General features: G+C 60.2%; 19 protein-coding genes. 7 read left to right on the top strand and 12 right to left on the bottom strand.

Annotated elements, in window-relative coordinates:
* Window position 1: 1 nt before the first annotated feature.
* Window positions 2-1084: an efflux RND transporter periplasmic adaptor subunit gene (locus tag BY454_RS12430; RefSeq protein ID WP_104416793.1), complete on the bottom strand. Its 1083-nt coding sequence runs from the start codon at window positions 1082-1084 to the stop codon at window positions 2-4.
* Between the two features lie 285 nt (window positions 1085-1369).
* Between BY454_RS12430 and ilvG the strand changes: the two genes are divergently transcribed.
* Window positions 1370-3070, top strand: coding sequence for an acetolactate synthase 2 catalytic subunit (gene ilvG, locus BY454_RS12425; protein WP_104416792.1), 1701 nt, complete (start codon window positions 1370-1372; stop codon window positions 3068-3070).
* Window positions 3067-3348, top strand: coding sequence for an ACT domain-containing protein (locus BY454_RS12420; RefSeq protein WP_104416791.1), 282 nt, complete (start codon window positions 3067-3069; stop codon window positions 3346-3348). The genes ilvG and BY454_RS12420 overlap by 4 nt, the downstream gene beginning before the upstream one ends.
* Before the next feature lie 217 nt (window positions 3349-3565).
* Here BY454_RS12420 and BY454_RS12415 read toward each other — a convergent pair whose 3' ends face one another.
* The 3 genes from BY454_RS12415 to BY454_RS12405 all read right to left on the bottom strand — a co-directional run bounded on the left by BY454_RS12415 (window position 3566) and on the right by BY454_RS12405 (window position 7006).
* Window positions 3566-4648, bottom strand: coding sequence for a proline racemase family protein (locus BY454_RS12415; RefSeq protein WP_104416790.1), 1083 nt, complete (start codon window positions 4646-4648; stop codon window positions 3566-3568).
* Entirely contained in the window at window positions 4648-5775 is a 1128-nt protein-coding gene (locus BY454_RS12410; protein WP_104416819.1) for an alcohol dehydrogenase catalytic domain-containing protein, read from the bottom strand. Before BY454_RS12410 ends, BY454_RS12415 begins: the two co-directional genes overlap by 1 nt.
* Window positions 5776-5902: 127 nt before the next feature.
* Complete coding sequence (locus BY454_RS12405; RefSeq protein WP_104416789.1) at window positions 5903-7006, bottom strand: AI-2E family transporter; 1104 nt, start codon at window positions 7004-7006, stop codon at window positions 5903-5905.
* Between the two features lie 200 nt (window positions 7007-7206).
* Here BY454_RS12405 and BY454_RS12400 point away from each other — a divergent pair, with 200 nt between their 5' ends.
* The 5 genes from BY454_RS12400 to BY454_RS12380 all read left to right on the top strand — a co-directional run bounded on the left by BY454_RS12400 (window position 7207) and on the right by BY454_RS12380 (window position 11149).
* Window positions 7207-8007, top strand: coding sequence for an MBL fold metallo-hydrolase (locus BY454_RS12400; protein ID WP_104416788.1), 801 nt, complete (start codon window positions 7207-7209; stop codon window positions 8005-8007).
* Between the two features lie 132 nt (window positions 8008-8139).
* Complete coding sequence (locus BY454_RS12395) at window positions 8140-8880, top strand: YebC/PmpR family DNA-binding transcriptional regulator (RefSeq protein ID WP_104416787.1); 741 nt, start codon at window positions 8140-8142, stop codon at window positions 8878-8880.
* A gap of 15 nt (window positions 8881-8895) precedes the next feature.
* The gene (locus tag BY454_RS12390; protein ID WP_104416786.1) at window positions 8896-9645 is read left to right on the top strand and encodes a glutamine amidotransferase; all 750 of its coding nucleotides are present in this window, start codon (window positions 8896-8898) and stop codon (window positions 9643-9645) included.
* A gap of 107 nt (window positions 9646-9752) precedes the next feature.
* Window positions 9753-10154 (top strand): PA2779 family protein, encoded by a 402-nt coding sequence (locus tag BY454_RS12385; protein ID WP_104416785.1) that lies wholly within the window; start codon window positions 9753-9755, stop codon window positions 10152-10154.
* Window positions 10155-10168: 14 nt separating this feature from the next.
* Window positions 10169-11149 (top strand): PA2778 family cysteine peptidase, encoded by a 981-nt coding sequence (locus BY454_RS12380; RefSeq protein ID WP_181049701.1) that lies wholly within the window; start codon window positions 10169-10171, stop codon window positions 11147-11149.
* A gap of 31 nt (window positions 11150-11180) precedes the next feature.
* Here the strand turns inward: BY454_RS12380 and BY454_RS12375 are convergent, their stop codons facing one another.
* The 8 genes from BY454_RS12375 to BY454_RS12340 form a co-directional block, all read right to left on the bottom strand.
* A complete protein-coding gene (locus BY454_RS12375; protein WP_104416784.1) occupies window positions 11181-11825 on the bottom strand; it encodes a class I SAM-dependent methyltransferase in 645 nt (214 codons plus the stop codon).
* Window positions 11818-12819, bottom strand: a complete 1002-nt coding sequence (locus BY454_RS12370; protein ID WP_104416783.1) for a CobW family GTP-binding protein — start codon at window positions 12817-12819, stop codon at window positions 11818-11820. The genes BY454_RS12375 and BY454_RS12370 overlap by 8 nt, the downstream gene beginning before the upstream one ends.
* Before the next feature lie 62 nt (window positions 12820-12881).
* Window positions 12882-13685, bottom strand: coding sequence for an ABC transporter permease (locus BY454_RS12365; RefSeq protein WP_104416782.1), 804 nt, complete (start codon window positions 13683-13685; stop codon window positions 12882-12884).
* Entirely contained in the window at window positions 13672-14289 is a 618-nt protein-coding gene (locus tag BY454_RS12360) for an ABC transporter ATP-binding protein (RefSeq protein WP_308471503.1), read from the bottom strand. The genes BY454_RS12365 and BY454_RS12360 overlap by 14 nt, the downstream gene beginning before the upstream one ends.
* 8 nt (window positions 14290-14297) lie before the next feature.
* The gene (locus BY454_RS12355; RefSeq protein ID WP_104416780.1) at window positions 14298-14690 is read right to left on the bottom strand and encodes a hypothetical protein; all 393 of its coding nucleotides are present in this window, start codon (window positions 14688-14690) and stop codon (window positions 14298-14300) included.
* Between the two features lie 116 nt (window positions 14691-14806).
* On the bottom strand, window positions 14807-16375 hold the full coding sequence (locus BY454_RS12350; RefSeq protein WP_104416779.1) for a GNAT family N-acetyltransferase: 1569 nt from the start codon (window positions 16373-16375) through the stop codon (window positions 14807-14809).
* Between the two features lie 33 nt (window positions 16376-16408).
* A complete protein-coding gene (thpR, locus tag BY454_RS12345; protein WP_104416778.1) occupies window positions 16409-16975 on the bottom strand; it encodes an RNA 2',3'-cyclic phosphodiesterase in 567 nt (188 codons plus the stop codon).
* A 28-nt stretch (window positions 16976-17003) separates the two neighbouring features.
* Window positions 17004-17675, bottom strand: a complete 672-nt coding sequence (locus BY454_RS12340; RefSeq protein ID WP_104416777.1) for an SDR family oxidoreductase — start codon at window positions 17673-17675, stop codon at window positions 17004-17006.
* Window positions 17676-17737: the final 62 nt, after the last annotated feature.

Genomic DNA, 17737 nt, shown 5'->3' with positions numbered 1-17737 from the left:
ATCAGTCCCGGGCGTCGGATTTTGCAACGGGTATCACGCGCTCGCCATCGGCCACAAACCCGCCACCCCGGGTGATCAGGCGGATTTTATCCGGCAGGCCGGCCACCCAGGCACCGTCGGTTGAAACGCTCAACAGGGTCACGGGTTCGAACACCACCTGGTCCCGGTCATTCACAAATTTCACGCCCGGACGACCCTCGTCGTTCAGGGACAGGTAAGCCGGGGAAATGAACATCGCCGGCTGTTCCGGCAGCAGGATGCGCAGGCTGGCCGAGCCACCGGCCACCCGTTTGCGTTCGGGGTTATCCAGCACCGCTTCCACCTGGAACGTGCGCGTGGCGGGGTCTGCCGCATTGGCGACAAAACTGACCGTGCCCTGGAGACTGCCGCCATCCAGCAGGTCCAGTTCCACCGTTTGGCCGGGCGTCACCCGGTGCACGCGCTGCTGGGGCACCTGGCCGGTGGCCTTGAGCCTGTCGATTTGCACCAGTTCAAACAGCGGGCTGCCCACCTGAACCAGGGTGCCGGGGTCCACGTCCCGGGCATTGATCACACCGTCAAACGGCGCTTTGGGCTGAAGATATTGCAGGGTGAGTTCGGCGGCGGTCAGTTCCGCCCGGGCCGCGGCCAGTTCGCTCTGCAGCCCCAGGATGTCGGTTTCCGCTGCCAGGTTGTTGGACCGCAGGCGACGGGCAGCGGCCAGATCGGCTTCCAGCTTGCGAACACTTGCCCGCCAGCGTTCCACCACGGCGTCCCGTCCGTCCTTCGACAACGTCAGCAGGGGCTCGCCGGCCTCCACCCGCTGGCCCAGGTCCACATGCAGTTGTTCAACGGTGCCACCAGCACGGGCACTGACCATCACCGACTGCCAGGGCTCCAGTTGCCCCTGCAGTTTCAGGGAGGGCTGATACGCCTGGGACTGGAGGGTCTGTACTTCAACCCGGGTGGGTTCGTCATTTTCCTGACCCGGCTCGGGCGGCGGCTCGTCACTGGCCATCCGGACCTCGCCGGTGGCCATCCAGACAACGAGGGCGACGATCACCAGCAGGGAAAGACCGAGTGAACTCCATTTTGCTCTAGTCATTGACGGCTCGCGTTTTAAAAGGGGTTGCATCCGGCTAAAAACCTGGGGTAGATTCTACACACATTGTTTGAATCAATTCAGAGCAGATTGTCGATTTCATGAATTTCAACGCCGTAGTCGTCCTAGTGAAGCTTGTCCTGGTGGTCGTGGTACCGTCCGGGGGCTTTTGCGTGGACAGACAGGTGAGATAGCAGATACCGACAACCTGACAAGACACGACAAAGCCCCCGGCACCGAAAGGTCCCGGGGGCTTTTTTTTGCACCGAAGAAAAAGGGAAAACGACCATGAACGGCGCACAGCACATTCTCGACGCGTTCCACCGCCACCACATCGGCACGGTTTTCGGCTACCCCGGCGGCTGCATCATGCCGCTGTACGATGCCCTGGTGGACGATGTCGGTGTCGAGCATGTGCTGTGCCGCCACGAGCAGGCCTGCGCCCTGGCCGCCGACGGCTACGCCCGGGCCAGCGGCAAGCTGGGGGTTTGTATCGCCACCTCCGGCCCCGGCGCCACCAACCTGATCACCGGCGTGGCCAACGCCCACCGCGACTCCATTCCCATGCTGGTGATCACCGGCCAGGTGGCCTCCGGCATGATCGGCACCGACGCGTTCCAGGAAACCGACGTACTGGGCATGACCCTGGGCATAGTCAAGCACAGCTATCTGGTGGATAGCGCGGAGGACATACCCGCCATCATGGAAGAAGCCATGGCACTAGCACAAAGCGGGCGCCCCGGACCGGTCTGGATCGACATTCCCAAGGACATCCTGCTGACCGACGTTAAGACCCCGACGCCGGAGCAAACACAAACCCCATCGGCCAGCACACCAGACCTCTCCGAAGCCCTGGCCATGCTGCGCGAAGCCAAACGCCCCCTGCTCTACAGCGGCGGTGGCGTCTCCCTGGCCAACGCCGAAGACAGCTTCCGGGCCTTCGCCGAGGCCTCGGCCATGCCCGGCGTAGCCACGCTCAAGGGCATCGGCAATGCCGGCAAGCACAACCCGAACGATCTGGGCATGCTCGGGATGCATGGCTCCCGGGCCGCCAACCGCGCGGTGGAAGAATGCGATCTGCTGTTCATTGTCGGCGCCCGGCTGGACGACCGCGCCACCGGCAAGCTGGACGGTTTCGCGCCCAACGCACGCACCATTCACATTGACGCGGACGCGGCGGAAATCAACAAATTAAGGGCGACGGATGTGGCGCTTCGGGGGGATCTGAGCGGCATACTGACCGCGTTCACCCATGAAATGGAAGCGCAGCCATTAGCCATCGACGACTGGCGGACCCAGTGCCAGACCTGGCGCACCACCGGCGGCTTCCAGGCCGCCGATAACGAAGAACCCCTGGCCCCGATTACCGGCCCCGCCTTCATTCGACAGCTCTCCCGTATCACTCCCGACAACGCCATCATTGCCTGTGACGTGGGCCAGCACCAGATGTGGGTGGCCCAACACTACCACTTCAATCACCCGCGCCATCATCTGACCAGTGGCGGTTTGGGCACCATGGGCTACGGCCTGCCGGCCGCTATTGGCGCGCAGTTCGCCGACCGGCAAAGCACCGTGATCAACGTGACCGGCGACGGCTCGTTCATGATGAACGCCCAGGAACTGGCCACCATCCGCCGTTACAACCTGCCGCTGAAGCTGATCATCCTGGACAACCAGTGCCTGGGCATGGTCCGCCAGCAGCAGGAGTTGTTCTACAACAACCGGGAGAGCCAGATCGATCTGGACGACAACCCGGATTTCGTGGCCATGGCCCGGGCTTTTGATATTCCGTCGCTGCACATCGAACGCACCGACCAGATCCGCCGGGGCATTGAAACCATCCTGGCCTACGACGGCCCGATGCTGCTACACGTGGCCATCAGCCGCGAAGAGAACGTCTGGCCAATCGTTAAGCCCGGCGCCAGCAACAAGGAAATGATCGACGAACCCAAGCGCACCACCACTGCCAAGAAGGAACAGGTAGCATGAACCCGACCAATAAAAACGCCGCCCCAAGCTACACCCTGAACTGCCGCATGGCCCAGGAAGCCGCCGCGATCGAACGCCTGTGTCAGGTGGTGCGTATTCGCGGTTTCCGGATTGCCAGCATGGCGGTGGAAACTGCCGGTGACTATTTCGACATTAATCTGACGTTGGAAGGCTCACGGCCGGTGGCCATGCTGCAGAACCAGCTGGAGAAGTTGCATACGGTGGCGGAGGTGGTTGTTAAGCAGCCTGCGGCGAAGCTGGCACGCCATTCAGCGTGAAATCTCCCGGCAGCTACTCGAGGATGAATGAGCAGGCGGGTAGGCCTTTCCAAAACTGTCTGCAGCCAGGGATGGCTGCAGTCAAGCTTACGACCGCCATGGACGGCGGAAGTGCAGATTTTGCAGGAGCAAAAATCTGCCAGGGACGTACTTGCGGGCGTGTTTTGGAAAGGCCTACCCGCTTGCTCTAACCCCTAGATAAGCCTATCGCCGGGGATTACCCCGGCAGTATCGTCTTATTGCCGGCTGTCGAAATATTGTGTGAATGCCGACTCGACAGAATGTGATGCAACCCATCGCATTCCACCATCGGGTCGTCGCAGTTCACCACAATATCCGAGCGGGTAATCACATAGCTCTTGCCGGTGATGCTGTTTTTCACCACCTGGTATTCGCCCTCGGTATGCACGGAGGTGAACTCACCGATAAAGCCGGTGTTACGCAGGGAGACAGTTTCCAGCTTGTCGCCCGGCTGGATCAGACCCTGGTAGTGCATCAGCGCAAGTCGGGCAGAGGTGCCGGTGCCGGTGGTGCTGCGGCAGATCACGCCGGGGTGCACATAGGTGGCCGACCGGGAGCGGTAATAACCATCCGCCACCTGTTCCACCGGGCCCATGAAGTGCAGGAACGGCAGGGGACCGACATCACCCAGGGTGTAATGGGAAAAGCCACGTTCCGCCTGGATGGCCTCGACAATGGCGTGGGCTGTGCGGGCCAGGTCCCGTTCTTCATCCATGGTCAGATCAAAGCCCAACGCTTTGGCATCCACCAGCGCATAAAAACCACCACTGTAAGCCACGCTATAGGTCACCTCACCAATGTTTGGCACATTGATGGAGGCCTCATAGGTGTGGATGTAGCTGGGCAGCCCTTCACACGTAATGGCTTCCACCACGCCGTCATGCACCACCGCCTCAATGTTCACCAGACCGGCCGGCGATTCCAGCATGAAATGCTGCTTGCCTTCCTGCTTGGGCACAATCCCCAGCTCCAGAACCGCCGTGGCGGTGCAGATGGTGTTGGAGCCGGAATAAATCGGGTAGCCCATCACTTCCATGATGATGTAGCCGACCGCCGCGCGCGGGTCAGTGGCTGGCACCAGCAGGTCCACCGACATTTCGGGGATGCCGTAGGGCTCTTCCAGCAGCAACCGGCGCAACCCATCGGCGTCGTCCCGCAGGTATTCCATCTGCTCGCGAACCGTCTCGCCCGGCAGCAGATCGATGCCACCCGTCACGATGCGGCTGACATCACCGCCGGCATGGGTGTCCATCAATTGGATGCTCAGTTCCGGTTTCATCAATTAGCCTCCAGGGCGAAAGGTTGGCCATGTTCCTGCCATTGCTCGTCGGGTACGATCACGATCTTGCCCAGATAGTTGCTGCCCCGGTGCACAAAATAATCCTCGGCCTTATGCAACTCAGACAGACGGAAGGCACCATGCAACACCGGCTTGAGGTGCCCGTCGCCAATCCAGGTCATCAACTGGGCCGCCTCCTCACGGGTGCCATGGGAGACGCCGAAAATCTGCACCTGATAGAGGTAGATCCGTGTCCAAAGGATCTCGCTGATGTTACCGCCGCTGGCCCCGGCGATGCTGAGGCGCGGATAGGTATGGCGGGCGTTCATGTCGAAGATCATGGCGTCAATGAAATAGTCGGTCATCTCGCCACCCACCAGGTCCATCACCGCATCCAGCGGTTGGCCGCCAGTGGCTTCTTTCACCCGGTCCAAAAACGTGTCCATGTCGCTGCGATCCAGCACCACCTCGGCGCCCAGATCCAGGAGCGAATCTGCCTTGCTCTTCTGGCTCAGCGCGTAGGGAATGGCACCGATAATCCGGCACAGCTGAATCAGCGCAGTGCCCACGCCACCGCTGGCGCCGGTCACCAGTACGTGTTCACCCGCCTGCACATTGGCGGAGGTCAGCATATGGAAGGCAGTCTGGTACGAACACATACCCATGGACGCCAGCTCGGCATCGGCCAGATCCGGGTTGGGAATGTGATGAAACTGGTCGGACGGCAGCGCCACGTATTCGGCAAACCCGCCATCCGCGCCGTGGCCATAATAATCCGGAGTCAGGTTGATGTCGGTGCGTTCGTTGGCATACAGGTTGAAATCCAGCAGCCCCCGCTCACCAATCCGGCTGCCACTGACGCCTTCACCCACGGCAACCACACGGCCAACAATGTCCGCACCCTGGATGCGAGGGAACTCAAGCGTGGGCTTGCCCCCCATCTGGAACGAGGTCATCTCGCCCTTTTTCGTGGGGTACAGGCCTTCCCGGGCCTTACGGTCGGTGTTGTTCTTCGCCGTGGCCGTTACCTGAACCAGCACCTGTCCGGCGCCCGGCTCCGGTACCGGTACTTCCTGATACTCAAGCTTGTCGGTGCCACCATGACCGGTCAGCACCATGGCTTTCATGGTTTCGGGAATCTTCGACACAAGTGCCTCCGTGTTGGTTCATCCAGTCACTGTCGGCGTCAGGATTTACCAAAGGATAGGAAAGATCTGCCGGCCTGTCAGGAGGGTATTTCGGGTAACTGCCAGTTCATCGGGCAATCACCTTGTACACCGGGCGCAGCTTGGGGATCTGTTTCAGCACCACCTGAATCACCGTCATCAGGGGCACCGCCAGAAGAACGCCCACCGGCCCCCAGAGCCAGCCCCAGAAGAAGATGGAAACAAAAATGACCACCGGGTTAATGGCCATGCGGAACCCGTGAATCCAGGGCTCCAGGAACAGCCCCACCAGTATCACCAGGCCGATAAAGCTCAGCGGGGCCACTGCCATCATCCATGGATTATCCAGGGTAATGACCGACACCAGGGTCAACAGACTGATGGTCAACACATTACCCAGGTAAGGAATAAACCGCGCCAGGCCAGCCACCAATCCCCAGACTGCGGGGTCAGGCAGCCCAATGGCCCAACAGATCAGGCCGGTGAGCAAACCCACGGACACGTTGTTCAGGGTCAACACCGCCAAAAACTGGGCTATCAAATGCTGGGAATCGTGGGTGATTCTCAGCACCGTTTTCCGGTGCTGGCGAGGCAATTGCTGAATGAAGTTGCGTATCAGCCGATCGCCGCTGACCAACAGGAAATAAGTCAGGGACAGCGCAAGCGCCAGCCCGAAAATGCCATTCCGGGCTTTCGATATCAGCTGGCTGCGCCAGGACTCGGTCTTCAGTACCACAGTCGTTGGCGAAGATTGATCCTCTTCCGACAACTTCTCCACGGACCGCTCCACCTCCTCGGCCGAGCGGCTGACCCGATCCAACTGACGCATGAATTCGCTGTCGCCCATCAGTACCCGCGAAAGGCCCTGAGGCGCACGCTCGGCCCACTCCAGCGCAGGCGCGGTAACCGCAGCCCCCAGCCCCACAATGCCCGCCAGCACCAGCAACACCAGCACCAAAGCGCTCACCACCCGGGGAATGTGCCATTTACGGCGAGCCTTTTTCACCAACGGCGACAGCAGCAGGCTGGTCATGATCGCCAGAGTGATCGGCAACACAATCTGGTGCGCCAGATACAGCGTGTAGAGAACGCCCAGCGCAAAAATCCCATACAGAGGCGTGCTCAGCTCTGCGGCGAGCTTCCTGAGGTTCTCACCCCCAGTGTCTTTGTGTTCCGGCGTTTGCTCATCCATTCACTAAACCTACCCTTTTCTAGCGACCGGTTTTAAAAGCCCCGCCCCCACTCTTGAGTTGAGCTTATGTGTTATCAAACTGCAATTGACTTGCAGCAAAAGGTGCCCCGGCGTGATTCTGTAATCTGCTCCGAGTTGCAATATCCGGCTCTTTTCACTCGCGCCGTAACGCCGGCTTTCTATTAATGCAGGAGAATTTAATGGCGGCTGAACCGATTGTTCTGTTTGACGATGGACATCATAAGTGCCTGATGTTTGATTCCCTCGTTACTGGTGAAGGCGTTCAGTCCAACCAGTTCCTGATCGTTGACGGCGAGCACGAAGCCCTGATTGATCCAGGCGGTGACCTGACCTACACCCCACTCTCCGTGGCAGCCTCCCGCTACATGAACATCCGGGACATGGACTTTGTCTTCGCCTCGCACCAGGACCCGGACATTATCGGTGCCATTGACCGCTGGATCATCCACACCAAGGCCAAGATCGTGACTTCCAAGCTCTGGTCGCGTTTCCTGCCCCACCTGGTGTCCAGCTACGTGAGCACCCAGCTCAGTGGCAGCGTGTACGACCGCATTATCAGTGTCCCGGATGGCGGCATCAATGTGAACTTTGGCGATACCTTTATCCAGTGCCTGCCCGCCCATTTCATGCACTCGGTTGGTAATCTCCAGTTCTATGATCCGGTCTCCAAGATCCTCTTCTCCGGTGATCTGGGCGCATCGCTGGGCGGCGAAGACGACCACAAACCGGTTGAGAATTTCGAAGAACACATCCCGACCATGATCGGCTTCCACCGTCGCTACATTGCCTCCAAGCGTGTCTGCCAGCTGTGGGCCAACATGGTCCGGAAAATGGACGTGCAGGCCATCGTACCCCAGCACGGCAAGCGCTTCGAAGGTCCGGCCATGGTGGACCAGTTCCTGAACTGGGTCGCCAGCGTGGACTGTGGCATCGACCTGGTCACTCAGGATAACTACCGCCAGCCGGTGGATTACGCCTGACCGCTTGTCCCCTTGTTTCCGCAAGGACGCGGAAACACCTTCTTCCTCCCTTCAAACCACAATAGCCCTGTTCCAATGCCTCCCGGTTGAGTAAAATCCGTTCTTTTGATGGAAAACCGAGAGGCACCACCGATGGGCAGAGCGTTCCAGAACCGCAAAGAGTCCATGGCCAAAACGGCCGCGGCAAAAACCAAGGTTTACAGTAAGTATGGGCGTGAAATCTACGTTTGCGCCAAATCCGGCGGTGTAGACCCCCAGGCCAACCTTTCCCTTCGTGGTTTGATTGAACGGGCCAAGAAAGACCAGGTTCCGGCTCATGTTATTGAGAAGGCCATCGACAAGGCCAAGGGCGGCGGCGGTGAAGACTACGCAGCGGCCCGCTACGAAGGCTACGGCCCGGGCAACTGCATGGTCATTGTCGATTGCCTGACCGACAACCCCAACCGAACCTTCGGCGATGTCCGCCTGGCCTTCACCAAAACAAAGTGCAAGATTGGCACCCCGGGTGCCGTCTCCCACATGTTTGACCACTGCGCCATCTTCGCTTTCGCCGGCGACGATGAAGAAGCGGTTCTGGAAGCCCTGATGGAAGCGGACGTGGATGTCACCGACATCGAACAAGAAGACGGCAAGATCACCGTCTTTACCCCGAACACCGAATACGCCAAAGCCAAACAGGCCCTGGAAGACGCGTTCGAGGGCATCGAGTTTGATGTCGACGAAATCCAGTTCCTGCCCAAGACCACCACCCCGGTGGAAGGCGACGATATTCCGCTGTTCGAGAAGTTCATGGACATGCTGAACGACCTGGACGACGTGCAGAACGTTTACCACAGCGCCGAACTGCCCCAGGAAGAAACCGCCAACGACTGATAGCAGGAGCCCTGCATGAAAGCCCCGACCACTGACCAGGCCCCGAAGGTGCTGATTCTTAAAACCGGCACCACCTACCCGGAAATCCGGGAGCAATACGGCGACTTTGACGCCTGGTTCGTGCGGGGGCTTTCGGATCAGCTCGACCTGACGGTTGTGGATGTCACCCGCGAGACTCCCCCGGGCCAGCCAACCGACTGGGACGGCGTTGTGATTACTGGTTCGCCAGCCATGGTCAGTGAACGGGCCGAGTGGAGTGAGAACGCCGCCGCCTGGACGCGGCAAGCGGTGGAAGCACAGGTACCGGTTTTGGGCGTATGTTACGGCCACCAGCTGTTGGCCCATGCCCTGGGCGGCAAAGTGGGATTTCATCCTGATGGCCGGGACACCGGTACCAAACAGGTCACCCTGCTGGATACCGCTCAAAACGACCCGATCTTTCAGCGCCTGCCGGCGCAGTTCCCCGCCCAGCTGACGCACAAGCAGTCCGTGCTGGAACTGCCACCCGGAGCCGTGTTGCTGGCCAATTCCAGCTTTGAGCCCCACCAGGCATTTCGCGTCGGCGACAGCGCCTGGGGCGTGCAATTCCATCCCGAATTCACCGACCAGATCATGAAGGCTTATCTTGAAGTGCAAACGCCAGACCTGGATAAAGAAGGTTTGGACGCGCCCCAGCTTCTTGCCGAGGTCACCCCGGCACCGGCGGCAAGCAAGGTTTTGACCTACTTTTCGGAACTGGTCACAGACCGCCTTGTCAGCGCCTGACATACTCCGCTCCCTCCCGGGCAGAGTTCGGATTGATTCTCAGTAATTTGAACCATCAACTGACTCTGCCTACGCTTTATTCAACACAGAACCGAGGAGGGTCTGAAATGTCTGAACTACGCGCTTATCTGAAGCAAGTCTCAATCGTTATGATTGCCCTACTGGCGATGGCGACCACCTTTTCCAGCGTTGCCAATGCCTCCATGGTCAGCACCGGCGATATGATCCAGCAGGAACAAACCCAATTGGACCGGCAGCAACTGTTGAATATGCTGGAAAAACAGGAAGTTCAGGACAAGCTCTCCGAGCTGGGCGTCAGTAAGGATACTGTGGCGGAACGCATCAACAACCTGACGCCCGCAGAACTGGCGGACTTTGAACAGCAACTCGCACAAGCACCAGCCGGTGAAGGCGTTGTTGGCGTCATCGTGCTGTTCTTTGTGGTCTTCATCGTTACCGACATGCTCTGTGCAACCGACATCTTCCCGTTCGTTCGTTGCATACGCTAAGCATTTACCCTGAGATGATTCACCGTCATCTAGCCCGGGGGTTGGGTGCCATTCTGGCACTCAGCCTCCTTGCCGGCTGCGCTTCCGCTCCCCCCTGGCCTGAAACAGGCTCGACTCAGGACTCAACCGAACGACCATCAACGGTACTGGTGGACGACGTCCCGTTCTTCCCCCAGGAAAAATACCAGTGCGGCCCCGCTGCCCTGGCCACCATGCTGAACCATCGAGGTCTGGACACCCGCCCTGAAGGGCTGAAAGAGCAAGTCTTCATTCCCGGCCGGCAAGGCTCATTGCAGGTCGAAATGGTCGCCACCGCCAGGGCCCATGGCATGCTGGTGTATCCGCTGGAACCGGAACTGAGTGCGGTACTAGAAGAAGTGGCCGCGGGCAACCCGGTGCTGATCCTGCAAAACCTGAGACTGGACTGGTGGCCACAATGGCACTTTGCCGTGGTGACCGGCTATGACCGGAAAAAGGAAACCCTGATTCTGAACACCGGCACCCTGGAGCGATACGCCATGCCCTACGAGGCATTCATGGCCACCTGGGACCGGGCCGAGCGTTGGGCCGTGGTGACCGTGCCTCCGACACAGGCCCCGGCAACCGCCCAACGACTGCCCTACCTGCGGGCCGCCCATGACCTGGAGGCGAGCAACAACTCCAACGCAGCCCTAAGCGCCTACCAGACCGCCGAAGCAAAATGGCCGGACAACCCGACACCCATCATGGCCCAGGGAAATCTGGCCTTTAGCCAGAACAGGGTGGAAGAAGCCACCGACCATTTCCTCCGCGCCGTCAAACAGTTCCCTGACTTTGCCGCCGCATGGAACAACCTGGGTTACACGCTCGAAGCCCAGGGCTGTGAAGCCATGGCCCTGCGAGCCAAAGCCTGCGCTGGAAGCCTTGCGCCAGATGTGTTCGGTAACGAACCTCAGCCAGTCGGGTCTTCAACAGCCGGCGATTGCCCAGCATTACCAACCTGCCCATCGGACTAATGTCCCGTCAATGAATCCACCAAACGGGACACTAGCGTTTCTGCAGTAACACCACGTCCTTGCGGGGAATCTCCAGGCGCCAGCCGTAATGGCTCGCGAGCCATTCAAAGGTTGCTTCCCGGTAGAACACCACATGGGTTGGGTCCCGGCGATAGTGCCAGTTGTCAAAACGGGCATCGTCGGTCTGAAAGCAGGTCATGATCCCCAGCCAGCCACCGGGTTTGAGCAGGCCGTCCAACTGGTCAAACACCTCAGCCGGCTGGTGCAGGTGCTCCACCACCTCGGTGCAGGTAATGAAATCGTAGCGGGCACGCAGTGCGGTCGGGTCCGGGTGGAAAAACGGGTCGTACAGCGCCATGTCAAAGCCGGCTTCAGTGAACATCCGTGCCAGCGCCGGGCCCGGGCCACAGCCAAAATCCAGGCCTCGGGCACCCTCTGGAAGTTGCGCCATCAAAGGCTCCGCCAGCTTTGACAGGAAACGACGGTAGCCGGCATCGGCCGGGTCGTTATCGTGCAGCTCGTAGATGCCTTTCTCATCCTCGGCCGTAAGTCGGGATTCGGGCGCCATCACCGTGGCCTCGCAGTTCGGGCAGCGCAGGTAAACCTGATCCCCCACGCGACGAAACGGGAGCAGCCTCGAGACCCGACACACCGGGCATTGGGCCAGCTCACTCATCCAGAGTACTCCGTCCCGCCGCTACGCGAATAGCACGGTCCAGCTCATCGGCGTTGAGCTCGCTGGCACTGATCAGCTCAATGCGACTCATGTCCCGAGCCTCCGAATCAAAGACCGACAGCGCACCGTCCACCACGTTAATGACCCGCCAGCCCTCCGGGGTGTTCACCACCGCCTTGAACCGGACAATCCGTTCATCGCCCGCCAGCGCCATCAGCCGGTTTTCATCGAACACGACATCCGGATGAACTCGCCACCCCAGACTGAAATGTCCCTGGCCCTGGTTACTGACCCGTTGCCAGGGCTTTGTCTGAATATCCGGGGCGGGCGCCACCTCTCGTGGGCTGTGGTGCTGATGCGCGTGCGGTGTGCTCACCGCCCGGGAATCCGCCCGGCCATCCAGCCAAGCCGGTGCCAGCTGGCCCTGTTGCGTGTGAAAAACGTGCTGCTTGGGCGGATCAAGTTCACTGGCCCAGCGGTCGAAGGCGGCCAACTGCCGGGTGCTGCAGAGATCAGTCTTATTTGCCACCAGGATATCCGTCGCGGCCACCTGGTCACGGAAGTGCACGTTTTCCAGCACGCGGGGATCTTCCAGCTTGCGCGGGTCTACCAGCGTCAGTACCGGCCCCAGCGAGAGCACGTCCTGGTAATGTTCAGTGGTCAGTGTGTCCAGAATCTGGGACGGATGGCCAAGCCCGGTCGGTTCAATCAGCAGACGGTCCGGCCGGGCCCGTTGAATCAGCTGGTTCAGGCCGATCTGCATGGGCAGGCCCGCCACGCAGCACATACACCCACCCGGCACTTCCCGGACGAAGGCACCCTCCACCTCCAGCATGGCGCCATCAATACCCACTTCACCAAATTCGTTCACCAGCACCGCCCAGCGTTCCTCCGCCGGCTTCTGTTTGAGCAGATCAAGAATGGCGGTGGTTTTACCAACACCGAGAAACCCGAGGATCAGGTTGGTGGGAATGGTGCGGGACGAGTCAGGCATCGGGCTGGGCCTCCATAAATGTTATACTATAACAACAAATAACTTGCGGAGACCATCGCAAATCAATGTTCTGTCTTGATTAGCCGGTCCAAGCGCAGCCGCTCGCGGTCGTCGAATAGACGGCGGCTGCCCCAGCTCACCGCCATCAATGTCCCGAAGCCGGTCCCGACCGTAATCAGCAGCATCACCAGGATCTGGTATTTCACCGCCACCGCCGGTGGGCTGCCCGCAAGAATCTGACCGGTCATCATGCCCGGCAGGCTGACAATGCCGGCTGCCGCCATGGCGTTGATCAAGGGCATCATGCCACTGCGCATGGCTTCCACCCGAATGCCTTCCATGGCCTCGCGCCAGCTCTGGCCCAGCATCAATCGGTTTTCGATCACCGCTCTCTGGCTCCAGACCGAGTCGTTGAGGCGATCCAGGCTCAACGCCACGCCGGTCATGGTGTTGCCCAGCATCATGCCCAGTAATGGAATGGCATATTGCGGGGTATACCAGGGGCTGGGGCCGATAATGACCGTCAATGCCAGAATGGTCACGGCGAAGGACGATACAAACATCGCCCCGGTGCCCACGCCAAAGGCCCACACGCCATAGAGGCGACGCTTCTGCCGGGCCATCACTTCACGTCCGGCCACCAGCAACATCACCAGGGACAATAGCGCAATCCAGTAGAGTTCCGCGGAGGCGAACAGGGCCTCCAGCACCAGGCCAATCAGGGCCAACTGAATCCCGGTCCGGGCCGCCGCCACCAGCAGGCTGCGGGTCACTCCCAGTCGCGCGTAAAGGCTGACACCGGCCAGCGCGACAATCAGCAATGCCGCCAGGGCCAGCTTCCACCAGGCCAGATCAATCACTTCCATGGATCGGCTCCAGGGTGTTGCCCACAATGTGCAGGTGCCGGTCGGCCACCCGCTGAATCTGCGCCCGGTCATGGGCCACCCAGAGCACGGGCATCTGGCGGGTCCGGATTTCCGCCAGCAACCACTCCTCCACGGCAAGGCTCAGGTCATGGTCCAGGTTGGCGGTGGGTTCATCCAGCAACAGGGCGCTCGGTTCCAATGCCAGCGCCCGCCACAGGGCCAGGCGCTGACGTTCGCCAGAGGACAGACGGCTGATGGTCCAGTGCATGACTTCCGGGGCAAAGCCCAGGGCCTCGGGCACCTGCTGACGGCAGGCCTCGGGAAAGTGGGCGCCCACCTCGTCAAACCACCACTGACTGTCGGCCGGCACCAGCATTACCTGTTTGCGCCAGTGGTGAGCCGGCACGGAGGCCTGCTCGGTATCGCCCAGGAATACGCGCCCTTGGTGGGGCTCCAGGTCGGCTACCGCCCGCAACAGCCGGCTTTTACCGCTGCCGGAGGGCCCGGAAAGGCAGACCACTTCTCCGGCCCCGACATCCAGCCCCACGTTTTCCAGGCTACCGACGGAGACCTCTTCCAGGCGCAAGTCTGTCAATCTCGGCACTCCCGGGTTCAGGACCCGCCTTTTTTCTTGAGAAACCGGCCCATCACGCCTTCAGACAGGCACACATGGGCCAGCGCGGGGTACGGCAGGTAATGCAGGAACAAGGTGGCAAAAGTGACCGCATCCAGCCCTTCGCCCAGGAACAGCCAGCCGGCAAAGGCGGCGAACAGGGCGCCAATAAAGCCGCCGTAGATCCACAGGAATCGGGCTTTCTCTTCCTTGCTTGGCACACGTTCAAGGGTCTTGGCCAGGGAGAAGGCCATGTGCAGTGCGATCACTGCGGCCAGAATCAGTGACACCAGCGGCCCGGTGATCCCCAGCAGGAACCGGAACAGGTAATTGGCGAGAAAGAAAAGAATAATGCCGGTGACGGCGACAATGGTGATACGAGCTTTTTCCATAAAATCCCTGAACTTATTGTTTTGAGAGGCAACGGGTCGGCGGACAATATGGCAGAGACGGGCCGCCAGTGCTACCCAGCGAAAAGTACCACTCCCGCACAAGGAACGGCCGGCCGCTACTCGCCGCGCCAGTTCACACTGTACAGGTCGTGCCGGCGATCCTGCAGGTTCTTCACCGTGCCACTGTTCCTGGCCGTCAGCAGGGTTTCCGGCCTCAGGTCAGCAAACGCCACGGTCTCAACGTTGGCGTCGGTATCCGCCGCGATGCCATCCCGGGCGAAGGGAAAATCGCAGGGCGTGAGGATGCAGCTCTGGCCGTACTGGATTTCCATGTTTGGCACTTCCGGCAGGTTACCCACGTTGCCGGACATCACCACGTACACCTGGTTTTCCACCGCGCGGGCCTGGCAGCAGTAACGCACCCGCAGGTAGCTCTGGCGTTCATCGGTACAGAAGGGCACGAAGATGATGCTCACACCCTGGTCCACCAGATGCCGGGCCAGCTCGGGAAATTCCGCGTCGTAACAGATCAACACCCCGATGGTGCCGCAGTCGGTCTCAATGGCGTTGACCCGGTCGCCACCGCGCACGTTCCACCAGTAGGTTTCATTGGGGGTGGGGTGAATCTTGGGCTGGGTGAACACCTGCCCATCGCGCAGGAATACATGGCCCATGTTGCGAATGGAGCCGTCTTCCTCCCGCACCGGGGTGGAGCCGGCAATAATGTTGATGTTGTAGCGCAGGGCCAGGTCCCGCATCAGCTCACGATAACGCTCGGCATAATGGGTGACGGCGGCAAAGGATTCCGCCGGACTGCCCCGCCGGGCCTCGATAGACAACAACTGCAGGGTGAACAGCTCGGGAAACACCACGAAATCGCCCTTGTAGTTGGACACCACATCCACGAAGTAGCGAACAATCTCACTGAACTCAGCAAACGAGGCCACCGGCCGCTGCTGGTACTGCACGGTGCCAATGCGCACGGTGTCCGGCATGCGATGCCCGTACCGCTTGGGCTTTTCGTTGTCCTCGTGCCGGGCGACCTTGGGATTGCGCCAGATCAGGTGAATGCCATAGCCCAGGGAATCCCGATCGGCATCCAGGTAGTGGGGAATCAACCCATGAATCTCAAAACCCTGGTGGAGCTGGAACGACAGCACGGCGTCTTTCTGTTCCTTGCTTTTGATGGCCTCCACATAGGCTTCCACCGAAGGATACTTCTTCAGTCGCTGATGCAGGCTGGGCAGCCGGCCAGCAAAAACCACCCCCTGTAGTTCCAGATCCTGGCAGAGGCGTTTGCGCTCGTTGTACAGGCGCTCGCCAATGCGGTAGCCACGGCATTCCGGGTCCACACAGACTTCCATGCCGTAGAGCCAGTCACCTTCCGGGTCATGGCGCGAGGCGTAGCCGTTGCCGGTGATCGATGTCCAGTCGTGCGGGGCCAGGGCAATCTCCCCAGCAATGCGGAAGGTGGCGCAATATCCCACCACCTCGTCGCCCAGCATGGCAACGAACTGCCCTTCCGGGAAGGTGTTCAGTTGGCCGGTCAAAGGCCCCCGGGTATAGCCATACATGCCCGTGCCTTCATACACACGGCGACTCAGGGCGATAATGCCGGGAATATCGGCAAGGGTGGCGTTACGAACGTAAAGGCGTTGATCAGGGTCCGAAAAGGGTGGGCACATACCTACCTCACAACCAGCGAGAGTCTGTCCTCATCATTGGTCGTGAGTCCCAGTTTCGTCAAGCGGCCCGGCGAGCGGAAAGCGTTCGATCGCTGTATAGACGGAGCCCGAGTGCCCGGGGGTACTCTCGAACAGTACAAACTCGGTGACCGGCATGGGCCCGAAGCGTTCATCGCCGTGTTCATCCAATAGCGGGGCTACGGAACCTGGCTGCTTGCGGAACCGGGCAATGGTGATATGGGGCTGAAACCCGGAATGTCCTGACTCAAAGCCCGCCTCCGCCAGCTGCGAAGCCAACTGTTGCTGTAGGTCTCTCAAGGCTTCGTCACCGGAAACGCCGGCCCACAGGTTGCGTGGACGCTCGGCCTGGCCAAAGGTGTGCAGCCCGGCAACCAATAATTCAAATGCCGGCGCCTCAACACCGGCGGCGGCCTGACACAGGTCCGGCACGCTTTCCTCGTTCACCGTGCCAAGGAAGGCCAAAGTCAGGTGCAACTGGTTGCGGTTCTGCCATTTGGCACCCTTCACCGGCCCCTGAAGCGCCAGCAGGCGCTTCTTGACGGTGTCGGGCACTTCCAGGCCGAAAAAGACACGGGGCATGGCCGGTCACTCCTTTTAAACGCCCCGCTTACCAGGGCAGTTCTTCACCGTTGCTGTGCCAGAACGAACCGCTGTTCTCCAGGTTCAGGTTGGCAATGCGCTCGGCCAGCCCCTGGGCTGCTTCTTCCGGAGAGATAAACCCGCCGAAGTTCACCATGCGAGTCTGCACATAGCCCGGGTGCAACTGCGCAACAGCAATGCCCTTGGGTTTCAGATCCACCGACAGGGATTTGCCGAAGGCATTCAGGGCCGCCTTCGAGGCACGGTAGCCATACTTGCCGCCGGAATCGTTATCAGCGATAGAGCCCATGCGGCTGGTGATGTTGCCGATCTTGCTGCCTTCGCCCAGCTGCGGCAGCAGCGCATCAATCACCCGCAGCGGGCCGTAGGCGTTCACTTCCATCTGGGTACGAATGGAATCAAAGTCGATCTGGCCCAGCTCTTCGTTCTGCATCAGCCCGGCGTTATTGATCAGCAGCCCAATCTGCTTGCCCGCCAGGGCGGACTTCAGTTTCTCGATGCCGGCATCGGTGGTGACATCAACACCGTCCACCACCTCGGCTGCGACTTCGGCCAGTTCATCGGACGACTGACGGCACACGCCAATAACCTGCTGGCCTTCGCGGGCATAGTGTTTTGCCAACTCCAGGCCGATGCCCCGGTTGGCACCGGTAATCACGACAACATTGGATGTGCTCATGAATTCTCCTTTGAAATCAGTTTTGTTGACTGGCTGACAACAACCCTATGGGCATAAACTTT

This window comes from Marinobacter persicus, from assembly GCF_002934325.1.
Classification (GTDB): domain Bacteria; phylum Pseudomonadota; class Gammaproteobacteria; order Pseudomonadales; family Oleiphilaceae; genus Marinobacter; species Marinobacter persicus_A.
This window is presented reverse-complemented; position numbering and strand designations above follow the sequence as displayed.